The organism is Microbacterium istanbulense (assembly GCF_037204145.1).
Taxonomy (GTDB): Bacteria; Actinomycetota; Actinomycetes; order Actinomycetales; family Microbacteriaceae; genus Microbacterium; species Microbacterium istanbulense.
In genome coordinates, this window is the sequence record NZ_JBBDGN010000005.1 from 70963 (window position 1) to 90065 (window position 19103).

Annotated in this window: 17 protein-coding genes; 8 read left to right on the forward strand and 9 right to left on the reverse strand. The window is 69.0% G+C overall.

What is annotated here, in order from left to right; genetic code table 11:
• Positions 1-25: 25 nt before the first annotated feature.
• Both WDU93_RS06910 and WDU93_RS06915 read left to right on the forward strand, forming a co-directional pair.
• Positions 26-1384, forward strand: a complete 1359-nt coding sequence (locus tag WDU93_RS06910) for an ABC transporter substrate-binding protein (RefSeq protein ID WP_337318931.1) — start codon at positions 26-28, stop codon at positions 1382-1384.
• A gap of 64 nt (positions 1385-1448) precedes the next feature.
• Positions 1449-3164, forward strand: a complete 1716-nt coding sequence (locus WDU93_RS06915; protein WP_337318934.1) for a glycoside hydrolase family 35 protein — start codon at positions 1449-1451, stop codon at positions 3162-3164.
• Between the two features lie 22 nt (positions 3165-3186).
• Here WDU93_RS06915 and WDU93_RS06920 read toward each other — a convergent pair whose 3' ends face one another.
• The 3 genes from WDU93_RS06920 to purM are packed head-to-tail and all read right to left on the reverse strand — an operon-like array spanning position 3187 to position 7184.
• Positions 3187-4533 carry an MFS transporter gene (locus tag WDU93_RS06920; protein ID WP_337318936.1) on the reverse strand — a complete coding sequence of 449 codons (1347 nt, stop codon included), beginning with the start codon at positions 4531-4533 and terminating at the stop codon, positions 3187-3189.
• Positions 4530-6002 (reverse strand): amidophosphoribosyltransferase, encoded by a 1473-nt coding sequence (gene purF, locus WDU93_RS06925; RefSeq protein WP_337318939.1) that lies wholly within the window; start codon positions 6000-6002, stop codon positions 4530-4532. Before purF ends, WDU93_RS06920 begins: the two co-directional genes overlap by 4 nt.
• Positions 6003-6008: 6 nt before the next feature.
• Positions 6009-7184: a phosphoribosylformylglycinamidine cyclo-ligase gene (gene purM, locus WDU93_RS06930; protein WP_337318941.1), complete on the reverse strand. Its 1176-nt coding sequence runs from the start codon at positions 7182-7184 to the stop codon at positions 6009-6011.
• Positions 7185-7258: 74 nt separating this feature from the next.
• Here purM and WDU93_RS06935 point away from each other — a divergent pair, with 74 nt between their 5' ends.
• Entirely contained in the window at positions 7259-7858 is a 600-nt protein-coding gene (locus tag WDU93_RS06935; RefSeq protein ID WP_337318942.1) for a zinc-binding alcohol dehydrogenase, read from the forward strand.
• Here the strand turns inward: WDU93_RS06935 and WDU93_RS06940 are convergent, their stop codons facing one another.
• Entirely contained in the window at positions 7859-8173 is a 315-nt protein-coding gene (locus tag WDU93_RS06940; protein WP_337318943.1) for a potassium transporter Trk, read from the reverse strand.
• 186 nt (positions 8174-8359) lie between these two features.
• Entirely contained in the window at positions 8360-8716 is a 357-nt protein-coding gene (locus WDU93_RS06945; RefSeq protein ID WP_337318945.1) for a sterol carrier family protein, read from the reverse strand.
• A gap of 37 nt (positions 8717-8753) precedes the next feature.
• On the opposite strand from WDU93_RS06945, the gene WDU93_RS06950 reads away from it, so the two are divergent.
• Both WDU93_RS06950 and purD read left to right on the forward strand, forming a co-directional pair.
• Positions 8754-9431: an NUDIX hydrolase gene (locus WDU93_RS06950; protein ID WP_337318947.1), complete on the forward strand. Its 678-nt coding sequence runs from the start codon at positions 8754-8756 to the stop codon at positions 9429-9431.
• Between the two features lie 44 nt (positions 9432-9475).
• Positions 9476-10753: a phosphoribosylamine--glycine ligase gene (gene purD / locus WDU93_RS06955; protein ID WP_337318949.1), complete on the forward strand. Its 1278-nt coding sequence runs from the start codon at positions 9476-9478 to the stop codon at positions 10751-10753.
• 13 nt (positions 10754-10766) lie between these two features.
• Here purD and WDU93_RS06960 read toward each other — a convergent pair whose 3' ends face one another.
• Positions 10767-11993, reverse strand: coding sequence for a saccharopine dehydrogenase family protein (locus WDU93_RS06960; RefSeq protein ID WP_337318951.1), 1227 nt, complete (start codon positions 11991-11993; stop codon positions 10767-10769).
• A gap of 1 nt (position 11994) precedes the next feature.
• Complete coding sequence (locus WDU93_RS06965; RefSeq protein WP_337318952.1) at positions 11995-13545, reverse strand: APC family permease; 1551 nt, start codon at positions 13543-13545, stop codon at positions 11995-11997.
• A gap of 222 nt (positions 13546-13767) precedes the next feature.
• Here WDU93_RS06965 and WDU93_RS06970 point away from each other — a divergent pair, with 222 nt between their 5' ends.
• Together WDU93_RS06970 and WDU93_RS06975 are read left to right on the forward strand one after the other, a co-directional pair.
• The gene (locus WDU93_RS06970; protein ID WP_337318953.1) at positions 13768-14235 is read left to right on the forward strand and encodes a winged helix-turn-helix transcriptional regulator; all 468 of its coding nucleotides are present in this window, start codon (positions 13768-13770) and stop codon (positions 14233-14235) included.
• Positions 14232-15515: an MFS transporter gene (locus WDU93_RS06975; protein WP_337318955.1), complete on the forward strand. Its 1284-nt coding sequence runs from the start codon at positions 14232-14234 to the stop codon at positions 15513-15515. The genes WDU93_RS06970 and WDU93_RS06975 overlap by 4 nt, the downstream gene beginning before the upstream one ends.
• 566 nt (positions 15516-16081) lie before the next feature.
• Here WDU93_RS06975 and WDU93_RS06980 read toward each other — a convergent pair.
• Positions 16082-16615 (reverse strand): GNAT family N-acetyltransferase, encoded by a 534-nt coding sequence (locus WDU93_RS06980; RefSeq protein ID WP_337318957.1) that lies wholly within the window; start codon positions 16613-16615, stop codon positions 16082-16084.
• Positions 16616-16627: 12 nt separating this feature from the next.
• Positions 16628-18220: a DHA2 family efflux MFS transporter permease subunit gene (locus WDU93_RS06985; RefSeq protein WP_420064047.1), complete on the reverse strand. Its 1593-nt coding sequence runs from the start codon at positions 18218-18220 to the stop codon at positions 16628-16630.
• Here WDU93_RS06985 and WDU93_RS06990 point away from each other — a divergent pair.
• A complete protein-coding gene (locus tag WDU93_RS06990) occupies positions 18201-19064 on the forward strand; it encodes a phosphoribosylaminoimidazolesuccinocarboxamide synthase (RefSeq protein ID WP_337318961.1) in 864 nt (287 codons plus the stop codon). The two genes, WDU93_RS06985 and WDU93_RS06990, sit on opposite strands and share 20 nt — an antisense overlap.
• Positions 19065-19103 lie beyond the last annotated feature (39 nt).

The window sequence follows — 19103 nt, forward strand, 5'->3', positions numbered from 1 at the left end:
GGCCCCAACCGAAAGAAGAAACGCAATGACGCACCTCACTTTCCGTGCGCGGCGGCTGACCGCCGTCGCGGCCATCGGCACTGTCGCAGCCCTCACCCTTGCCGGGTGCGGCGGAGGCAGCACCACCGACGGCGCCGACCAGCCGGCGGCATCCGGCTCGCTCGACTCGATCGAAGCCGCACTGGAAGAAGGCGGTGAGCTCACCTACTGGTCGTGGACGCCGTCGGCGGAAGCACAGGTCGCCGCATTCGAGAAGGCGTATCCGAAGGTCGACGTCAAGCTCGTCAACGCGGGCACCAACAACGACGAGTACACCAAGCTGCAGAACGCGATCAAGGCGGGCTCCGGCGCCCCCGACGTCGTGCAGATCGAGTACTACGCCTTCCCGCAGTTCGCCCTGACCGATGCGTTCGTCGACCTGTCGGCCTACGGCTTCGGTGAGCTGGAAGAGGACTACACCGCATCCACGTGGAGCTCGGTCACCGCCGGTGACGCCATCTACGGCCTGCCGCAGGACTCGGGCCCCATGGCGCTGTTCTACAACCAGGAGGTCTTCGATGCCGCGGGCGTCGAAGTGCCCACCACATGGGACGAGTACTACGAGGCCGCCAAGGCCATCCACGAGGCCGACCCACAGGCCTACATCACCAACGACATCGGTGACGCCGGTTTCGCGACCTCGATGATCTGGCAGGCGGGCGGACAGCCGTTCCAGACCGACGGCACCGAAGTGACCGTCGACCTGCAGGATGCCGGAAGCAAGAAGTGGACCGAAAACTGGAACCGCCTCGTCGAGGAAGACCTCCTTGCCCCCTACGGCAGCTGGAGCGATGAGTGGTTCCAGTCGCTCAGCAACGGCAAGCTCGCCTCGCTGGTGATCGGCGCGTGGATGCCCGCCAACCTCATCTCCGGTGCCCCCGATGCGTCAGGCGACTGGCGAGTGGCCCCGATGCCCACGTACGACGGCCAGCCGGCGAGCGCGGAGAACGGTGGTGGCGGTCAGGCCGTCACCAAGCAGAGCGCCAACCCGGAGCTCGCGGCAGGCTTCCTGTGGTGGCTGAACAACAGCGAGGAGAGCATCTCGATCTTCCTCGAGACCGGCGGCTTCCCCTCGACCACGGCCGAGCTCTCCAGCGAGGAGTTCCTCTCTGCTGCCCCCGAGTACTTCGGCGGCCAGGAGATCAACCGGGTGCTGGCCGACGCCGCAGCGTCCGTGGTGACCGGCTGGGAGTACCTGCCGTTCCAGGTCTATGGCAACAGCATCTTCGGCGACACCGTCGGCCAGGCCTATCAGGACGGCACTGACCTGAACGACGGTCTCGTCGCCTGGCAGGACGCCCTCGTCGCTTACGGCAACGACCAGGGCTTCTCCGTCAACCCCTAAGCACGTCCATCCGTGGGGAGGGCGGCCTGTCCGTCCTCCCCCGGCCTTTTCCGGGAGCACCCCTGTGAGCACCTTCTCGATCGGTCAGACCGACTTCTTGCGCGACGGCGCACCGCATCGCATCCTCTCCGGCGCGATCCACTACTTCCGCGTGCACCCGGATCTGTGGGCCGATCGCATCCGCAAGGCGAAGCTGATGGGGCTGAACACGATCGAGACGTACGTCGCCTGGAACGCGCACGAGCCGCGCCGCGGCGAGTGGGATGTCACCGGCGCAAACGACCTCGGGCGCTTCCTGGATCTCATCGCCGCCGAGGGGATGGATGCCATCGTGCGCCCCGGCCCCTACATCTGCGCGGAATGGCACAACGGCGGCCTGCCCGTGTGGTTGACCGGCATGGCTGTCGACCTGCGCTCCTCGGACGAACGCTATCTGACCGAGGTCACGGCCTACCTGCGCCGTGTGTACGAGATCGTCGCGCCGCGGCAGATCGACCGTGGCGGGCGCGTGGTGCTCGTGCAGATCGAGAACGAGTACGGCGCCTATGGGTCGGACGCACGCTATCTGGAAGAGCTCGTGCGCGTCACGAAGGATGCCGGCATCACCGTGCCGCTCACGACGGTCGATCAGCCGTTGGATCGGATGCTTGAGGACGGCAGCCTCGACACGCTGCACCGCACCGGGTCGTTCGGCTCCCGCGTCGCCGAACGACTTGCGACGCTGCGCGAACACCAGAGCACTGGCCCGCTGATGTGCTCGGAGTTCTGGGACGGCTGGTTCGATTGGTGGGGCGGCGTGCACCACACCACGGATGCGGCGACGGCGGCATCCGATCTCGACGCGCTGCTGGCCGCCGGCGCCTCGGTGAACATCTACATGTTCCACGGCGGCACGAACTTCGGCACCACGAACGGCGCCAATCACAAGGGGCGGTACCTGCCGCTGGCGACCTCATACGACTACGACGCCCCGCTGGATGAAGCGGGCAACCCGACGGCGAAGTTCCACGCATTCCGCGAGGTGCTGGCGAAGTACACGTCGGTTCCGACGGATGCTGTCGCCGCAGCCACGCCCGCGCCCGAATTCGCCGTGCCGCTCACGCCGGGGGGTTCATGGACGGATGCCGCCCCCGCCGCATCCCTGTCTGAGGCACCACCTACCTTCGATGCTCTGGGCACGCTGGACCCGCTTGTGCGCTACGAGACGTCGCTTGACGGCCGCGGTGGTCTGCTGTCGTTCACCGAGGTGCGCGACCTCGCATGGGTGTCAGTCGACGGCGTCTCTGTCGGGCGCATCTCCCGCTCACTCGGCGAGCGCGCCCTCGCGATCCCCGCCGGCGAGACGCTCAGCGTGCTCGTCGAAGACCAGGGGCGAGTCAACTACGACCACCATCTCGGTGAGGAGAAGGGCCTGATCGGCCCGGCGCTGCTCGACGGCGCGCCGCTGACCGGGTGGACCGCGACGCCGGTTGCCGCTGCAGCTGAGGCGGCGCTGACTCCCGTGCGTGCTGGCACCCCGACCATGTGGCAGGGCTCGTTCGAGCTGGATGCTGGCGCCGACCTGTTCCTCGAGACGACCGGGTGGGGCAAGGGTTTCGCGTTCGTGAACGGTTTCGCCCTCGGTCGCTATTGGCGCACAGGACCCGCCCAGACGCTCTACGTGCCGGCTCCCGTGACGCACGCGGGCCGCAACACCGTGACCGTGCTCGAACTCGAGCATCTGCTCTCAGCGGAAGCGACGTTCGTCAGCGCCCCGCTGCTCGGTCCGCACGAGGAGTGAGCCCTCGTGCGGCTGACGCGCCTCACCAGCGGCCGTGTCGCCGCTCCCACTCTTCTTCGACGGTGATGCGGCGGCCGGTCACGATGCCGGCCGGGACCGACACGATCAGCACGGCGAGGATGACGAGCAGCGGCAGCGTCCACCCGTGCGTCGCCTCGTGCAGCACACCGATGAGCACGGGGAACACCGCCGCCATGACGTAGCCGGCGCTCTGCACGAAACTCGACAGCAGCACCGCCCTCTCGGGCGTGCGGGCGCGGATGCTGATGAGCACGAGGCTGAGCGGGAAGAGCAGACCCGCCATGCCGTACAGCACCACCCACAGGGGCAGCAGGGCCGGCAAGGGGGCGAGCAGCAGACCCACGAGTCCGATGGCGCTGCACACCACCGACACGAGGAAGACCGGAATGGTCGCCTGGAAGCGCACCACGAGCACGGGCACGAGCAGGGAGGCGGGGAGCCCGATGAAGGCGAACAGCGACAGCAGCAGGCCAGCCGTCGCCGCTGACACTCCAGAGATGTCGACGAGGATCGCGGGCAGCCACGCGAATGTCACATAGGCCATCGTCGACGACGTGCCAAAGGTCACCGACAGTGCCCAGACCAGCGGAATGCGGGTGAGCCGCGCGAAGAGCGCCAGGTTCGTCGGCGACGTCGGGATGGGCCCGGTCGCCACGAACTCCTCCCCCGGATCCTTGGCCCCCTGAGCCCTAGGCTCCGGACCCTTGGGTCCCTGAGCCTGTCGAAGGGTCGGCCCCTGAGCCCCCGGCTCCGACGCCGCGGGTCCCTGAGCCTGTCGAAGGGCCCCCAGCAGCATCACGATCCACGGGATCATCCCGGCGACCGCGAACACGCCCCACATCGCCAGCGAGAAGCGCCAGTTCGTGGCATCCGCCACCGGCACCGCGAGCAGCGGCGGCACGAACGTCGAGAACGCCATCGCCGTCGTGTACAGCGTCATCATCAGCCCGAGCCGGTCGGGGAAGTACTTCTTCACCAGGGGCGGCAGCAGAATGTTGCCGATGCCGACGCCGGCGAAGACCAGTGCGGTGGTCAGCAGCAGACCGATCGAATCGCCGACGAAGCCGCGCAGCAGGAGTCCGGCCGTGATCGCCCCGAGGGAGACCACCGTCAGCCGTTCCAGGCCCATCGTGCGCTCGAGCAGCGGTGTCAGCAGCCCGAAGATGGCGTAGCAGACCGGTGGCATCGTGCCGATGAGGCCCAGCGTCGCCGCCGACAGCGGAAAGTCGGCGCCGATCTGATCGACCACCGGCGAGAGCGAGGCGACCGCGGAACGCAGCGAAAATGCGCAGAGCAGGATGCCGAGCACCGCGAGCACACGCCCGCGCCACAGCGGCGCAACCGTCATGATGACTGGGACTTCTCGACCCAGTCGAGGTACTCGTCGGTGACCGTGCCGGTGACATAGCGGCCGTCGAAGCAGCACATGTCGAGATCGGTCAGGTCGGAGCCTTCGATAATGGCCGCCTTGAGGTCTTCGACCTCCTGGTACACCATCCGGTCGGCACCGAGCTCCTCGGCGATCTCGGGGATCGTGCGGCCGTGGGCGATCAGCTCATGCCGCGACGGCATGTTGATGCCGTACACGTGCGGGTGCCGCACGGGCGGGGCGGCCGAAGCGAAGATGACCGAGGTCGCGCCGGCATCCCGCGCCATCTGGATGATCTGCTGGCTCGTCGTGCCGCGCACGATCGAGTCGTCAATGAGCAGCACGTTCTTGCCGCGGAACTCGGCCGACATCGCGTTCAGCTTCTGCCGCACGCTCTTCTTGCGCACCGCCTGCCCCGGCATGATGAAGGTGCGGCCGACGTAGCGGTTCTTGTAGAAGCCCTCGCGGTACTCCTTGCCCAGCTTGCGTGCCACCTCCATCGCCGACGGCCGTGACGAGTCGGGAATCGGCATGACCACGTCGATCTCGTCGAGCGGCACGTGCTTGGCGATGGTGTCAGCCAGACGCTGACCCATGCGCAGCCGCGACTCGTAAACCGAGACGCCGTTCATGATCGAGTCGGGACGGGCCAGGTAGACGTACTCGAACGCACACGGGGTCAGCTGCGGGTTCTCGGCGCACTGCTTGGTGAACAGCTCCCCGTCGGTCGTGATGAACACGGCCTCGCCGGGCTCGACCTCGCGGACCACCTCATAGTCGCCGTTCTCGAGCACGAGCGACTCGCTGGCTACGACCCACTCGTCGCCGACCGAGGTCTCGTCTCCCGCCGCACGGCGGCGGCCGAGGATGAGGGGACGGATGCCGAACGGGTCGCGGAAGGCCAGCAGGCCGTAGCCGGCGATGATCGAGATCACCGCGTACGCACCCTCGATGCGCTTGTGCGTGTTGGCGACGGCCTCGAAGATCCGCTCCGGCTCGAGATCGACCGTGGAGGTGGTCGCCTGCAGCTCACCGGCGAGCACGTTCAACAGCAGCTCGGTGTCGCTCGACGAGTTGACGTGGCGGCGGTCGCGCTGCGCCATGTCTTCGGTCAGCTCACGGGTGTTGGTGAGGTTGCCGTTGTGCACGAGGATGATGCCGTAGGGCGCGTTCACGTAGAACGGCTGCATCTCCTCCTCGCTCGACGCGGTGCCCTTGGTGGCGTAGCGCACATGCCCCAGGCCGACGTTGCCCAGCAGCGAGCGCATGTCGCGGGTACGGAATGCCTCGCGCACCATGCCGGAAGCCTTGGCGAGGTGCATGATGCCGCTGGGCTCTGCAGTGGCGATGCCCGTGGCATCCTGCCCGCGGTGCTGCAGAAGCAGAAGAGCGTCGTAGATGTCCTGGTTGACCGGGCCGTTGCCGACCATTCCGACGATGCCGCACATGGGGTGTTAGTTCGCTCCGTCCGCGTACGCGCCCACCAGACGCACCGCACCACCGTCGACGCCCTTGGCGCCTTCTTCGAATGCGCCGTCAGGGCGCGCGTTCATGTGCACCGTCGCGACCTGCCAGGCGTCGATGCCCTCGGCCTTGATCGCGGCGATGGCGGCATCCTTCGCTTCGGCCGCGACCACCGCGAGGAAGCCGATGCCGAGGTTCCAGGTGCCTTCGGTCTGCTCGATCGGCGTGCCGGCGATGTCGGCCAGCACCCGGAAGACCGGGCTCGGCGTCCAGGTCGAGCGGTCGATCTCTGCCCAGCTGCCCACCGGCAGCACGCGGGCGAGGTTGGCGGCGATGCCGCCACCGGTGACGTGGCTGAGCGCGTGCACGCCGCCCTGGGCCGCAGAGCCTGCCTGGGCCCCTGAGCCCGTCTGGGTCCCTGAGCCTGTCGAAGGGCCCAGGGCCTCGATGAGGCGCAGCAGCGGCAGCGTGTACAGGCGCGTCGGCTCGAGCAGAACCTCGCCCCAGGTCGCGCCGAAGTCGGCGGCGTTGTCGCCGTAGCCGATGCCCGCGTTCGTGACGATGTGCCGCACGAGCGAGTAGCCGTTCGAGTGCAGACCGCTCGAGGCGAGGGCGAGCACGACGTCGCCGTCCTGTACGCGGTCGGCGCCGAGTACGGCATCCGCCTCGACGACACCCGTCGCCGCCCCCGCGACGTCGTAGTCGCGCACACCCAGCAGACCCGGGTGCTCCGCGGTCTCGCCGCCGACGAGCGCGGTGCCCGTCGCCGCGCAGGCCTCGGCGATGCCGCGCACGATGTCGGCGATGCGGTTCGGGTACACCTTGCCGCAGGCGATGTAGTCGGTCATGAACAGCGGCTTCGCACCGACCACGACGATGTCGTCGACGACCATGCCGACGAGATCCTGACCGATCGTGTCGTGCTTGTCGATCGCCTGCGCGATCGCGACCTTGGTGCCGACGCCGTCGGTGCTGGATGCCAGCAGCGGGCGCCGGTAGCCCAGCAGCGCGCTCGCATCGAAGAGGCCGGCGAACCCGCCCACTCCTCCGAGCACCTCGGGTCCGTGGGTCGCGCGGACGGACGACTTCATCAGCTCGACGGCCAGGTCACCAGCAGCGGTGTCGACGCCGGCCTCGGCGTAGGGATTGGTGGGGGAGTCTGCCACACCTCAAGCGTACCCGCCGCGCCCGGTGCCGCGGGCCGGGTGACCGACGGGCCTCCGCCTCCTACGATGGGGCCATGGCAGACAAGCCGCAGTGGCTCATCCGCGAAGACGCGAGCACCCCGGTGCTCGTCGCGCTCGCGCTGCGACAGTTGCTCGGCGTGCGCGCACCGGATGATCTCCCGGCCCTGCGCGGTCTCGAGGTTCGCGCCCCGGATGCACCGGATGCCAGCCCCGAGCTCGAGTCTCAGTGGAGCGACTACTGGGACATGACCGTGGAGCCGCGCGCGCACCGCTCCGGGGTTCCGCTCGATCTCGTCGACGGCTTCGACACGCTCGTCGCCCTGCCGACCAGCGGGGCAGACGAGCTGCGCAGGGCGATCGAGCCGCTCGCGGCATCCGTCCTCGACTACGCCACGGGCACGCACAAGAAGTATGTGGAGTCGGTCAGCCGCAGCGGCGATGCCTACCGCGCCTACGCCAGCGCGATCGCCGAGTTCGAACGCGAAGTGGGCCGCCGGGCCCACTCCTTCGAGCTGAACGTGCAGGTGTTGCCGTTCTCGCAGCGCGGCATCTGGTGGATCGGTGCGCTGAGCGTCGCCGTCACCGACGGTCTGCGCCGGGACGTGGTCGCCTTCGACGCAGCGATCAAACCGGTGATCGCCGAGCTGGCCTGATCAGTCGTCGGTCGTGACGGTCTCGTGCGAAACGCGCACCGTGCGGGCGTGCTTGCGCGAGGTGCGCTCGAGGAGCAGGGCCACGACGCCGCCGAGGGCGAGGCCGATCGGCACGGTCCACAGCAGCAGGAAGCCGAACACCTGCCCGGCCGGGTACACCACATCAAGGGCAGCAGACGGCTCGTAGCTGCCGATCCAGGTGAGGAATGCGGCCGCGATCAGCCCGACCACGACGCCCACCCCCATGAAGACGCCGTAGCGCGGGACGGGACGGATCGTCGCCTCGACGGTCTCCTGTTCGGTGTTGCGTGCCATGCATCCATTGTCCCACGCTCCCCCTCCATCTGCCGGGTTTGGGGCGCGATCGTGCGTTTGGGGCGGCGCTGGGGCGCCCCGAACGCGAGAATCCGCCCCAAACCGGGCTCGGGGTCCGGGGTCCGGGCTCGGGGTCCGGGGTCCGGGTGGGGACGGGGGGAGGAGACGGGTCGGTGCAGGGGCAGGTCAGGGGCGCAGGGGGAGCAGATCAGACAGGTCGGCGCGCACGCCCGACGCGCTCACACGGCCTGCGGCCACGGCATCCGACCAGGATTCCGCGCCGGTGGCGAGGACGATCCAGGTGGCGGCGTCCATCTCCACGACGTTCGGCGGCGTACCGCGAGTGTGGCGCGGCCCCTGCACGACCTGCACCGCGCCGAACGGCGGCACCCGCACCTCGACGCTGTTGCCCGGTGCCTTCTCGTCGAGCAGCTGCAGCAGGTACCGCACCGCCATCGCCGTCTGCGGGCGAGCGGCGGTGCCGGCGTCGACGGCGGCGAGCGCGGCACGTCCGTCGGCGGTATCGATCCTGCGGGTGGGCATGACCCCAGAGTACGACGCGAGGCATAGGCTCGAATCGATGACAGCATCCGAGAACCTGCGCGGAGCGCGTGCCCAACTACTCGCCGCCGCCCGCAGCGGCAGCGCCTGGGCCGACCGGTACCCCCCGATCGTCGGTCGGGCACACCCCGCCGCAGTGCTGGTGCTCTTCGGACGACTCGACGACGTGCCCGCGCGGTCAGACGACGCCACCGTCGCGGCCGATCTCGACGTGCTGCTGCAACGCCGCGCCGCGACCCTCTCGTCGCACCCGGGACAGGTCTCGTTCCCCGGTGGGCGTCGCGAAGAGCAGGATGCCGATGACGTCGCGACCGCCCTGCGTGAAGCGCAGGAGGAGACCGGCCTCGACCCCGACGGCGTCGAGGTGCTCGCCACGCTGCCGGAGCTGCCGCTCGCCGCCAGCAACCATTCCGTGACCCCGGTGCTGGGGTGGTGGCGGTCCCCCTCCCGCGTCGCCGCCGTCGATCACGCCGAAACCGTTGAGGTGTTCCGTGTGCCGGTGGCGCAGCTGCTCGACCCGGCCACCCGCTACACCTCCACGCTGCACCGCATGGGGCGCACGTTCCGCGGCCCGGCCTTTGATCTCGACGGCACGATCGTGTGGGGATTCACCGCCATGGTGCTCGATGCCCTCTTCGACGCTGCCGGCTGGACGATCCCGTGGGATCGCAGCGATGAGCGCCCGATCCAGCTCTGACTCGCACCGAAACCGAGCCCTCCCCCGCCGGTAGGCTGGGCGGCATGAAGATCCTGGTCCTCGGCTCCGGCGCGCGCGAGCACGCGATCATCCTGTCCCTGCGTTCCGAGGCAGCAGAGCACGAGATCTTCGCCGCCCCCGGCAACGCCGGCATCGCGCAGGATGCCACCCTCGTCGACCTCGACCAGCTCGACGGCGCCGCCGTCACCGACTTTGCCAACACGAACGGCATCGACCTCGTCGTCATCGGCCCCGAGGCGCCGCTCGTCGCCGGCGTCGCCGACGCGCTGCGCGGGCGCGGCATCCCCGTGTTCGGCCCCGGTCGTGCGGCCGCGCAGCTGGAGGGGTCGAAGGCTTTCGCCAAGCGCATCATGGAGGCCGCCTCCGTTCCCACCGGCCGCGCCGTGCGTGCGGCATCCACGGCCGACGTCGAGGCGGCATTCGACGATCTCGGCGCCCCCTACGTCGTCAAGGCCGATGGCCTCGCGGCTGGCAAGGGTGTCATCGTCACCGACGACCGCGCGGCCGCTCTCGCGCACGCCGAACAGTACCTGCCCGCAGGCCCGGTGCTCGTCGAGGAGTTCCTCACCGGCCCCGAGGTGTCACTGTTCTTCCTCAGCGACGGCGACACGGTGCGCGCGCTCAGCCCCGCGCAGGACTTCAAGCGCGCCTTCGACGGCGACGAGGGCCCCAACACCGGCGGCATGGGTGCCTACTCGCCGCTGCCGTGGCTGGCGGAGCAGTTCGGCAGCATCGACGCGTTCGTCGACGAGGTCACCCGCGACGTTGCTCTGCCCGTCATCCGCCAGCTGGATGCCGAGGGCACCCCGTTCATCGGCCTGCTCTACGCCGGCCTCATCCTCACGCCCGCCGGCGTGCGGGTGATCGAGTTCAACGCCCGCTTCGGCGACCCCGAGACGCAGGTCGTACTGCCGCGCCTGGTCACTCCCCTCTCGCAGCTGCTGCTCGCCGCGGCATCCGGAAATCTCGAGGACGAACCGCAGCCTGTCTTCTCCGACGACGTCGCGATCACCGTCGTACTCGCCAGCGAGGGCTATCCCGAGGCGCCGCAGACCGGTCGACTCATCGAGGGCCTCGCGGAGGCGGCATCCGTCGACGGTGTGCAGATCGTGCACGCCGCGACCGCAGGACCGGATGCCCCGGGGGGTTCGCTCGTGGCCACGGGCGGCCGTGTGCTGAACGTCGTCGCGACCGGCACCGACTTCACCGACGCCCGCGCCCGCGCGTACGACGCGATCGGCCGGATCGCTCTCGACGGCGCGCACTACCGCAGCGACATCGCCGCCCGCGTCGCCGACTGAGCGGAGGCGCGGCTCAGAGCGGCTTTTCCTCCATGCCCCACGGCGAGCCGTAGCCGGCGGGCGCGGGGGCTGCGAGCAGGTCGAGGAACGGACGCGCGTCGAAGGCCTCCGGGCCCAGGATGCCGGTGCCCGACCACACGCCGGTGGCGAGCAGTTCCAGGGCGATCACGGGGTTGATCGCGGTCTGCCAGACGACGGCTTGGGAGCCGTACTCGGCCATCGTCTGCTCGTTGTCGGCCACGTGGTAGAGGTAGGTCGAGCGGGGCCGGCCGTCTTTTCCGGTGCCGCGCACCCACACGCCCGCGCACGTCTTGCCGCTCATCTTGTCGCCGAGCGTGGCGGGGTCGGGGAGGACGGCGGCGACGACGTCGCGCGGTGACACCTCGACCCCCTTGACGGTGACCTTCTCTGTGCGGTCCAGGCCCAGCTTGTGCAGCACCTTCAGCACCTCGATGAACTCGTCACCGAGCCCGTACTTGAAGGTGACGCGCTTCGCGCCCGTCCACCGGGGCATGAGCAGCACCTCCTCGTGCTCGACGTTCACGCACTCGACGGGGCCGATGCCCTCGGGAAAGTCGAACACCTCCGGCTCGGAGAACGGCGCGGTGGTGAACCAGCCGCGGTCCTGCTCGTAGACGACCGGTGGGTTCAGGCACTCCTCGATGGTGGTCCAGATCGAGAACGAGGGGGCGAAGTCGTACCCGGCGACGACGAGGTTGGCGCCGTCGCGCACACCGAGCTCGTCGATCTCGCTGAACAGCTCATCCTCGGCGTAGCGGGCGAACACGTCCGATAGGCCGGGCTCCACGCCGATGCCGACGAGCGCGAGCCGGCCGGCATCCGCCCACTCCCCCTCTTTCGCGAACTGCTCGTCCCCGAGCTTCACCCCGGTCAGCTCGTGCGGACGGTCGGGGTGCGGATGCGACAGGCTCATCGCCATGTCGAGGTAGGTGGCGCCGGCGTCGAAGCAGCCGTCGAAGATCGGCATGACGAACCGCGGATCGACGGCGTTGAGCACGTGCGTGATGCGGTGCTCGCGGATGAGTGCGGCGACGGATGCCGCTGACGAGGCGTCCACCTGTGCGGCCGTCAGGCGCGGGTCGTCGAGGGCGTCGACGAGCGCCTGCGGACGCGCCGGATCGTAGTCGGCGACGACGAGCGCGTCGAAGAACTCACGACGCACGGCGATGCGGACCGCGGCCGAGCCGACGCCACCGGCGCCGATGATGAGAATGCGCATGTCAGATGCCTCCGTCGATCGAACGGGTGAGATCGCCCGGCTCGTCGGGGACGAGAACCGGGGTGTCGCGGTTCAGGCTCTCGCCGGCGAAGAAGCGCTTCGAGCGGGGGAACAGGTACCACAGCAGCATCAGCACGACACCGATCGCGAGCGAGCCGATGCCCACCACGAAGGTGCCGCCGATGCCGAACAGCACGGAGTAGCCGTAGTCGACGTCCCACATGTCGATCGCCGACTGCACGAAGGCGAACGTGAGCATGAGCGAGCCGAGCAGCGGGAACAGGCCCTTGTAGAAGAAGTTGCGTGCCGAGGTGAACAGCTCGGCGCGGAAGTACCAGACGCAGGCGTAGCCGGTGATGGCGTAGTAGAAGGCGATCGCCAGACCCAGCGAGAGGATCGAGTCCTGCAGGATGTTGTCGCTGATCAGGGTCATGCCGATGTAGTACAGCGACGCGACGACGCCCATCACGAGGGTCGAGAACGACGGTGTCTTATACCGCGGGTGCACGTCCTTGAACTTCTCCGGCAGCGCGCGGTAGACGCCCATGGCGAGCGTGCCGCGGGCGGTCGGCAGGATCGTCGTCTGGGTCGACGAGACCGCCGAGATGAGCACGGCGACGACGAGCACCCAGCCGAACGGGCCGAGCAGTCCGTCACGGATCGCGAGGAAGAAGTCATCGGCGTTGGCTTCGTTGCCGAGCCCGACACCGTCCTCACCGAGCCCGGCGTACATCATCGCGGCGATCGTGACGGCGACGTAGGTGACGAGCAGGATGACGCAGGTGAGCAGCGCGGCGGCGCCCGGGGTGCGCTTCGGGTCCTTGGTCTCCTCGTTCAGGGCGAGGCAGGTGTCCCAGCCCCAGTAGATGAACAGCGCCAGCAGCACGGCCTCGGTGAAGCCGCTCCACGAGGTGAAGGCGAACGGGTTCATCCACTCCCAGTCGAAGGCCGTGGCGCCGGGAGCCGTGCCGCTGAAGTACTGCACGAGAGCGGCGACCACGAAGATGCCGAGGGCGGCATATTGAACGGCGAGCAGGATGTTCTGGATGCGCTCGCCGATCTCGACACCCCGCCAGCTGACCCAGGTCATCGCCGCGATGAAGGCGACCGCGACGAGGATGACCCGCCAGTCGTTGTTCGCGAACTCCTGACCGAGCAGCGCCCAGAAGTAGATGCTGGCGATCTGGGCAAGGTTGGCGAGCACGACCATGCCGGCCACGGCCACGCCCCAGCCACCCATCCAGCCCACCCAGGGTCCAAACGCCTTGGTGCCCCACGTGAACGTGGTGCCGCAGTCGGGAATCTCGCGGTTGAGCTCCCGGTACGCGAAGGCGATGAACAGCATCGGGATGAAGGCGACGATGAAGGCGATGGGAGCCTGCGCCCCAACGGCGAGCACGACCCAGCCGAGGGTGGCCACCAGCGAGTAGACCGGTGCGGTGGATGCCAAGCCGATCACGGTAGAGCCCCACAGACCGAGCGTGCCGGCGGCGAGGCCTTTGCCGTCGCCGCGGCTGAGGTGAATGGGTGTGGTCGAGGGTGTCGTCGTCATTGAGCAAACTCCGGGTGCGTCTGGAACAGCGAAAGCCTAGGGGAACGGATGCCACGAGTCCAGTGGTTCTTCGTGAGTTTTCTGTCGTGATTCGTGCCTTGCGCTTGGTATGGCGACGATTTGGATAGTGATTGGCACTTCAAGGTGCGCTTTTCGTGGCATCCGGACGCCTGTCGAGATTGCCCTCTTGACGGTGCTCGCTTTCTTTAAGAAAGTAGACGGATGCCGCTTCGCTCCGACTGGTCGTCTACGACCTGCCCCATCGCCCATGCCGCCGACGTGCTCGCCGACCCGTGGGTGTTGCTCGTGCTCCGCGAGATGTTCAGCGGGCGTCTGCGCTTCGACGAACTGCGCGAGGCGACCGGGGCCGCCGACAGCGTGCTCGCGCGTCGACTGGCATCCATGACCGACGCCGGACTCATCACCCGCGAGGCATCCGGATCCGGCTACCGGCTGACCGATGCCGGCGAGGCGACCCTGCCCATCCTGCACGCCTACGCGAACTTCACCCGGGCGACCGACCCCGACGGCCCCTGGGGGCTCACGGTCACCTGCGCGCACTGTGGCGCGGTCGCGGCATCCGTCGACCGCTGCGATCAGTGCCGGGCAGAGCTCGACGCGGAAGGCACCCGCTGGGCTCGACGCAGCATGGGCGGCACGCCCTTCGCCCTGACGGGGGCGGCGGCATGACCGCCGCACCGCAGGCCGCGCCCTCGCCCGAGCGCGTGCGCCGCATCCATCCCGCCTGGATCATCGCCTTCGTCGCCCTCATCGCCCTCATCGGCGCGGCCGGATTCCGCGCCGCTCCTGGCGTGCTCATGCTGCCGTTGCACGAGGAATTCGGCTGGTCGCTGGCCGAGATCTCCCTGGCTGTCACGGTGAATCTGCTGCTGTACGGCCTGATCGCGCCGTTCGCGGCGGCACTCATGCAGCGCTTCGGCATCCGGCTGGTGACGGTGATCGCCCTCCTCATCATCGGTGCCGGCTCAGCGCTCACGGTGTTCGTCTCGTCGCCCGCGCAGCTGATCCTCACCTGGGGGATGCTGATTGGCCTCGGCACCGGGTCGATGGCGCTCGTGTTCGCGGCGACGATCACCGACACCTGGTTCGTGAAGCGGCGTGGGCTTGTGTCTGGCGTGCTCACCGCCGGCAGCGCCACCGGGCAGCTGATCTTCCTGCCCGTGATGGCCCTGGCCGCCGAGGAGTACGGCTGGCGGACGGCATCCCTCATCATCGCCGGTGGCTCGCTACTCGTCGTGCCGCTGGTGTGGATCTTCTTGCGCGATCGCCCGAGCGATCTCGGCGTGCGTCGGTACGGTGAGGCGGCGGACGCTCCACCCGCACCCCCTGCGCCGAAGACGAACGCCGCACGGCTCGCGCTGACGGCGCTGCGGGATGCCGCGCGCACCCGCACCTTCTGGGCTCTCGCGGCCGGGTTCGCAATCTGCGGTGCGACGACCAACGGGCTCGTCGGCACACACTTCATCCCGAGCGCCCACGATCACGGCATGGCGCAGACCACGGCCGCGGGACTCCTCGCGGTCGTGGGGATCTTCGACATCCTGGGCACGATCGCCTCGGGCTGGCTGACCGACCGCGTAAATCCGCGCATTCTGCTTGCGGCATATTATGCGCTGCGTGGGGTGGGGCTGGCATTCCTGCCCAGCCTGCTGTCGGCCGAGGTGCAGCCGAGCATCGTGATCTTCGTCGTGATCTACGGGCTGGACTGGGTGGCGACCGTGCCTCCGACGATCGCGCTGTGCCGCGAGGCCTTCGGCGACCGCGGCCCGCTCGTGTTCGGCTGGGTGTTCGCGGCTCACCAGATCGGCGCGGCCATCGCCGCCGTGCTCGCCGGCATCGTGCGCGACCAGACCGGGCACTACACGGTGGCGTGGTTCGCGGCCGCGGGGCTCTGCGCGGTCGCGGCCGTGGTGAGCATCAGCATCCGCCGCACCAAGGTCGTGGCCTGAGGCGGGCGGGCTGGCTAGCCCGCCGCCCGCCGCACGGGCGCGGGGGCCGCCGCCCGACGCGCCGGATCTGCACCCACGCGCCGGTCGTGCGCAGGCGCGTCAGCGCAGAACCGGCGCATCGAGGCAGTGGCGGATGCCGAGACCGGTGTTCTGCGTCGAAACCCTTGTCCTCAACATCGGTCTCGACACGCAGGCGCTGTCTCGAACCAGAGGCGCGGTCTCGAAGCACCGGCACGGATGCCTCTTAGGGCGGTCCGCCCGACGCGCCGGCTGTGCGCCCACGCGCCGGTCGTGCGCAGGCGCGTCAGCGCACAAGTGGCGCGTCGAGGCAGTGGCGGATCCCGAGACCGGCGTTCTGCGCCGAAACCCGTGTCCTCGACATCGGTCTCGCCACGCAGGCGCGGTCTCGAAGCACAAGCGTGGTCTCGAAGCACAAGCGTGGTCTCTCGAAGCACGCGTGCTCCCTTCCGAGACCGGAGCCGCCCGACGCGCCGGGTCTGCGCCCACGCGCCGGTCGTGCGCAGGCGCGTCAGCGCAGGAGCGGCGCGTCGACCCAGAAAGACGGCTCAGGCGAGCGGAATCCAGTAGCGCCGAAGGCGCGGATGCCCCTCATCGGCCGCATCCACCACGTCTTCGAGCACCCCACCGGCACCTTCGATCGTGCGGAACGATCCGGGGTTGTCGTCATCGCAGGTGAGCATCACCCGGTCGTAGCCCTCGGCGCGGGCGCGGTCGAGCAGCATCCGCAGCGCCGCTGAGACGATGCCCTCCCGTCGCCGCGAGGGGCGCACCGAGTAGCCGATGTGCCCACCGAAGCGCCGCAGCCAGTCGTTGAGCTCGCGTCGGAACGCGATGAAGCCCACCACCTCGTCGGCATCCGTGATCCAGAAGTAGTCGCATGGCACGTGCCCCTCGGGCAGTTCCGCGCCGGGCCGCGCGTACAGCTCGGCCCTGACGATGAACTCCTCGGCGGCATCCTTCGTCGGCACGGTACCGAGCTCGAGACCCGCGCCGTCGATGTGCACACCCCCGAACTCTGCGACCGTGGCGGCCCAGGAGTCAAAGAGGTCGACCGAGGGACGGGCGAGTGCGATCAGCATCCGCCCATCCCATCACACCTTCTTGGCGGCCCCCGCCGGCTGCGACCGCCCGAGGAACAACGAGGCCACGAGCGCGACCACCATGACACATGCCGGCAACAGCATGGACTGCGCCATGCCGGTCGAGAAGCCCTCTGCGATCACGGGCGGAAGTGCACCACCGGCGAATCCCTCTCCGGCTGGCGCTTCGGCGGCGCCTGCCGGAAGGTTGGCCTCCAGGCGCGCCTGCATGAACGCCGCGATCGCCGCAGAACCGACCACCGAGCCGATCGTGCGGGTGGTGTTATAGATACCGGCGCCAGCGCCGGCCTGCCGCGGGGGCAGCTGCCGGGTCGCGGTCGTCGCGAGCGGGCCCCACATGCCAGCGCTGCCGATGCCGAGCAGGGTCGACGGCAGCAGGAACATCCAGGTCGGGGTGTCGAGATTCATCAGCGCGGCGTTCCACACGATCGCGCCGCCGACGCAGAGCAGCCCAGGAATGAGGATGAGCCGCGGATCGACACGGTCGAGCAGCGCACCGGCGACCGGGGCGAGGAGGCCCGAGATCACCGCCATCGGGATCATCAGCAGGGCTGCCTCAGTGGGGGTGAGGCCGCGCGCGAGCTGCAGGTAGAACATGTACGGCAGCGACATGCTCGTCACGGTGAAGCCGACGGCGGCGATCGCGACGTTCGCGCCGGCAAAGTTGCGGTCGCGGAACAGCTCGAGAGGAACGAGCGACTCGCTGCGGGTGTAGCGCTGCTGCACGATGAACACCGCCAGCAGCACGACGCCGGAGATGATCAGCCCCCACACGGTGATCGGCCCGGTGATCGTGCCCCAGTCGAACTTCTCCCCCTCCTGCAGACCGAACACGATGAGGAAGATCGCCGCCGCGCTGAGCACCACGCCGACCAGGTCGAAACGGTGCGGGTGCGTCTTCAGACGCGGCACGAGGATGGCGGCGAGCACGAAACCGACGATGCCGACGGGGATGTTCACGAAGAAGATCCACTCCCAGCCGAGGGCGTCGACGAGCACGCCGCCGAGCAGCGGCCCGACAAGAGTAGCCACGCCGGCCGTCGCACCCCAAAGGCCCATGGCCGCGCCACGACGATCGGCGGGGAACGTGCGGGTGATGACGGCCATCGTCTGCGGCGTCATGAAGGCCGCACCGAAGCCCTGCACGGCGCGGGCGATGATCAGCATCTCGAGCGTCGTGGACAGACCGCACCACAGCGACGCGAGCGTGAAGATCGCCAGGCCGATGAGGTAGATGTTCTTCGGCCCGAACCGATCACCCAGCCGCCCGGTGATGAGCAGCGGCACCGCATAGGCGAGCAGGTAGGCGCTGGTGACCCATACGACGTTGTCGAGGTTGTTCGTGTCCGGATCGAGCGCGGCCTTGATCGCCGGGTTCGCCACCGACACGATCGTCGTGTCGACCAGAATCATGAAGAACCCGATGACCAGGGCCCAGAGGGCCGGCCACGGCTTGCGCGTGGAAGTGTCGGATGCCGCAGGTGAAGTCACCGAGCAACGGTACACCCGGGGGCGAAGATCCGCCCCCGCACTGAGGGCGCCGCGCACCCGCGATAATGAACACGTGAGCGAAGCGCAGAGCATCCCCGGTTGGCGGCACGTCTACTCCGGAAAGGTGCGCGACCTGTACGCCTCCGAAGACCCGGGCGATGACCGCATCCTCGTCGTCGCATCAGACCGGGTGAGCGCGTTCGATTTCGTGCTCTCCCCCGGCATCCCCGAGAAGGGGGCCCTGCTCACCACGCTCAGCCGGTGGTGGTTCGACCAGCTCGACGAGATTCCCAACCATCTGGCCGACGGCGAGATCCCCGCCGTCGTCGCCGACCGAGCCATGCTCGCCCAGTCACTGCAGATGCTGCCGATCGAGTGCGTCGTGCGCGGATACCTCACCGGCACCGGATGGGCCGAGTACGTCGCCGAGGGAACGGTATGCGGCATCCCCCTTCCGGTGGGCCTCGAGAACGGCGACCGACTGCCCGAGCCCCTGTTCACCCCCGCGTACAAGGCACCCATGGGCGAGCACGACGAGAACATCACCTTCGAGCGTGCGGAAGAACTGGTCGGCCCCGAAATGGCCGCGCGACTGCGCGACACGTCACTCGCGATCTACACGCAGGCCGCGGCGATCGCCGAGGAGCACGGGCTCATCCTCGCCGACACCAAGTTCGAGTTCGGGACGGATGCCGACGGCACCCTGCGCCTGGCCGATGAGGTTCTCACCAGCGACTCGTCGCGGTACTGGGATGCTGACGCGTGGAACACCGGCACGACCCCGGCCGAGCGGATGGCAAGCTTCGACAAGCAGATCGTGCGCGACTGGCTGGCATCCAACTGGGACAAGCAGGGCGAGCCGCCCGCACTCCCCGACGAGATCGTCGAGCGCACCGCCGGTCGCTACCGCGAGTTGATCGAGCGGCTCACCGCGTAGTACCCGCGGCGGCGGCCATGTCGTCGCGCCGTCGGATGC

Excerpts from the sequence above, each read along its gene's own strand:
- WDU93_RS06910 (WP_337318931.1), top strand. The coding sequence starts at position 26 with ATGACGCACCTCACTTTCCGTGCGCGGCGGCTGACCGCCGTCGCGGCC.
- WDU93_RS06920 (WP_337318936.1), bottom strand. The coding sequence starts at position 4,533 with ATGACGGTTGCGCCGCTGTGGCGCGGGCGTGTGCTCGCGGTGCTCGGC.
- purF (WP_337318939.1), bottom strand. The coding sequence starts at position 6,002 with ATGTGCGGCATCGTCGGAATGGTCGGCAACGGCCCGGTCAACCAGGAC.
- WDU93_RS06935 (WP_337318942.1), top strand. The coding sequence starts at position 7,259 with ATGGCAGACAAGCCGCAGTGGCTCATCCGCGAAGACGCGAGCACCCCG.
- WDU93_RS06940 (WP_337318943.1), bottom strand. The coding sequence starts at position 8,173 with ATGGCACGCAACACCGAACAGGAGACCGTCGAGGCGACGATCCGTCCC.
- WDU93_RS06945 (WP_337318945.1), bottom strand. The coding sequence starts at position 8,716 with ATGCCCACCCGCAGGATCGATACCGCCGACGGACGTGCCGCGCTCGCC.
- WDU93_RS06950 (WP_337318947.1), top strand. The coding sequence starts at position 8,754 with ATGACAGCATCCGAGAACCTGCGCGGAGCGCGTGCCCAACTACTCGCC.
- purD (WP_337318949.1), top strand. The coding sequence starts at position 9,476 with ATGAAGATCCTGGTCCTCGGCTCCGGCGCGCGCGAGCACGCGATCATC.
- WDU93_RS06960 (WP_337318951.1), bottom strand. The coding sequence starts at position 11,993 with ATGCGCATTCTCATCATCGGCGCCGGTGGCGTCGGCTCGGCCGCGGTC.
- WDU93_RS06965 (WP_337318952.1), bottom strand. The coding sequence starts at position 13,545 with ATGACGACGACACCCTCGACCACACCCATTCACCTCAGCCGCGGCGAC.
- WDU93_RS06970 (WP_337318953.1), top strand. The coding sequence starts at position 13,768 with ATGCCGCTTCGCTCCGACTGGTCGTCTACGACCTGCCCCATCGCCCAT.
- WDU93_RS06975 (WP_337318955.1), top strand. The coding sequence starts at position 14,232 with ATGACCGCCGCACCGCAGGCCGCGCCCTCGCCCGAGCGCGTGCGCCGC.
- WDU93_RS06980 (WP_337318957.1), bottom strand. The coding sequence starts at position 16,615 with ATGCTGATCGCACTCGCCCGTCCCTCGGTCGACCTCTTTGACTCCTGG.
- WDU93_RS06985 (WP_420064047.1), bottom strand. The coding sequence starts at position 18,220 with ATGCTCTGCGCTTCGCTCACGTGTTCATTATCGCGGGTGCGCGGCGCC.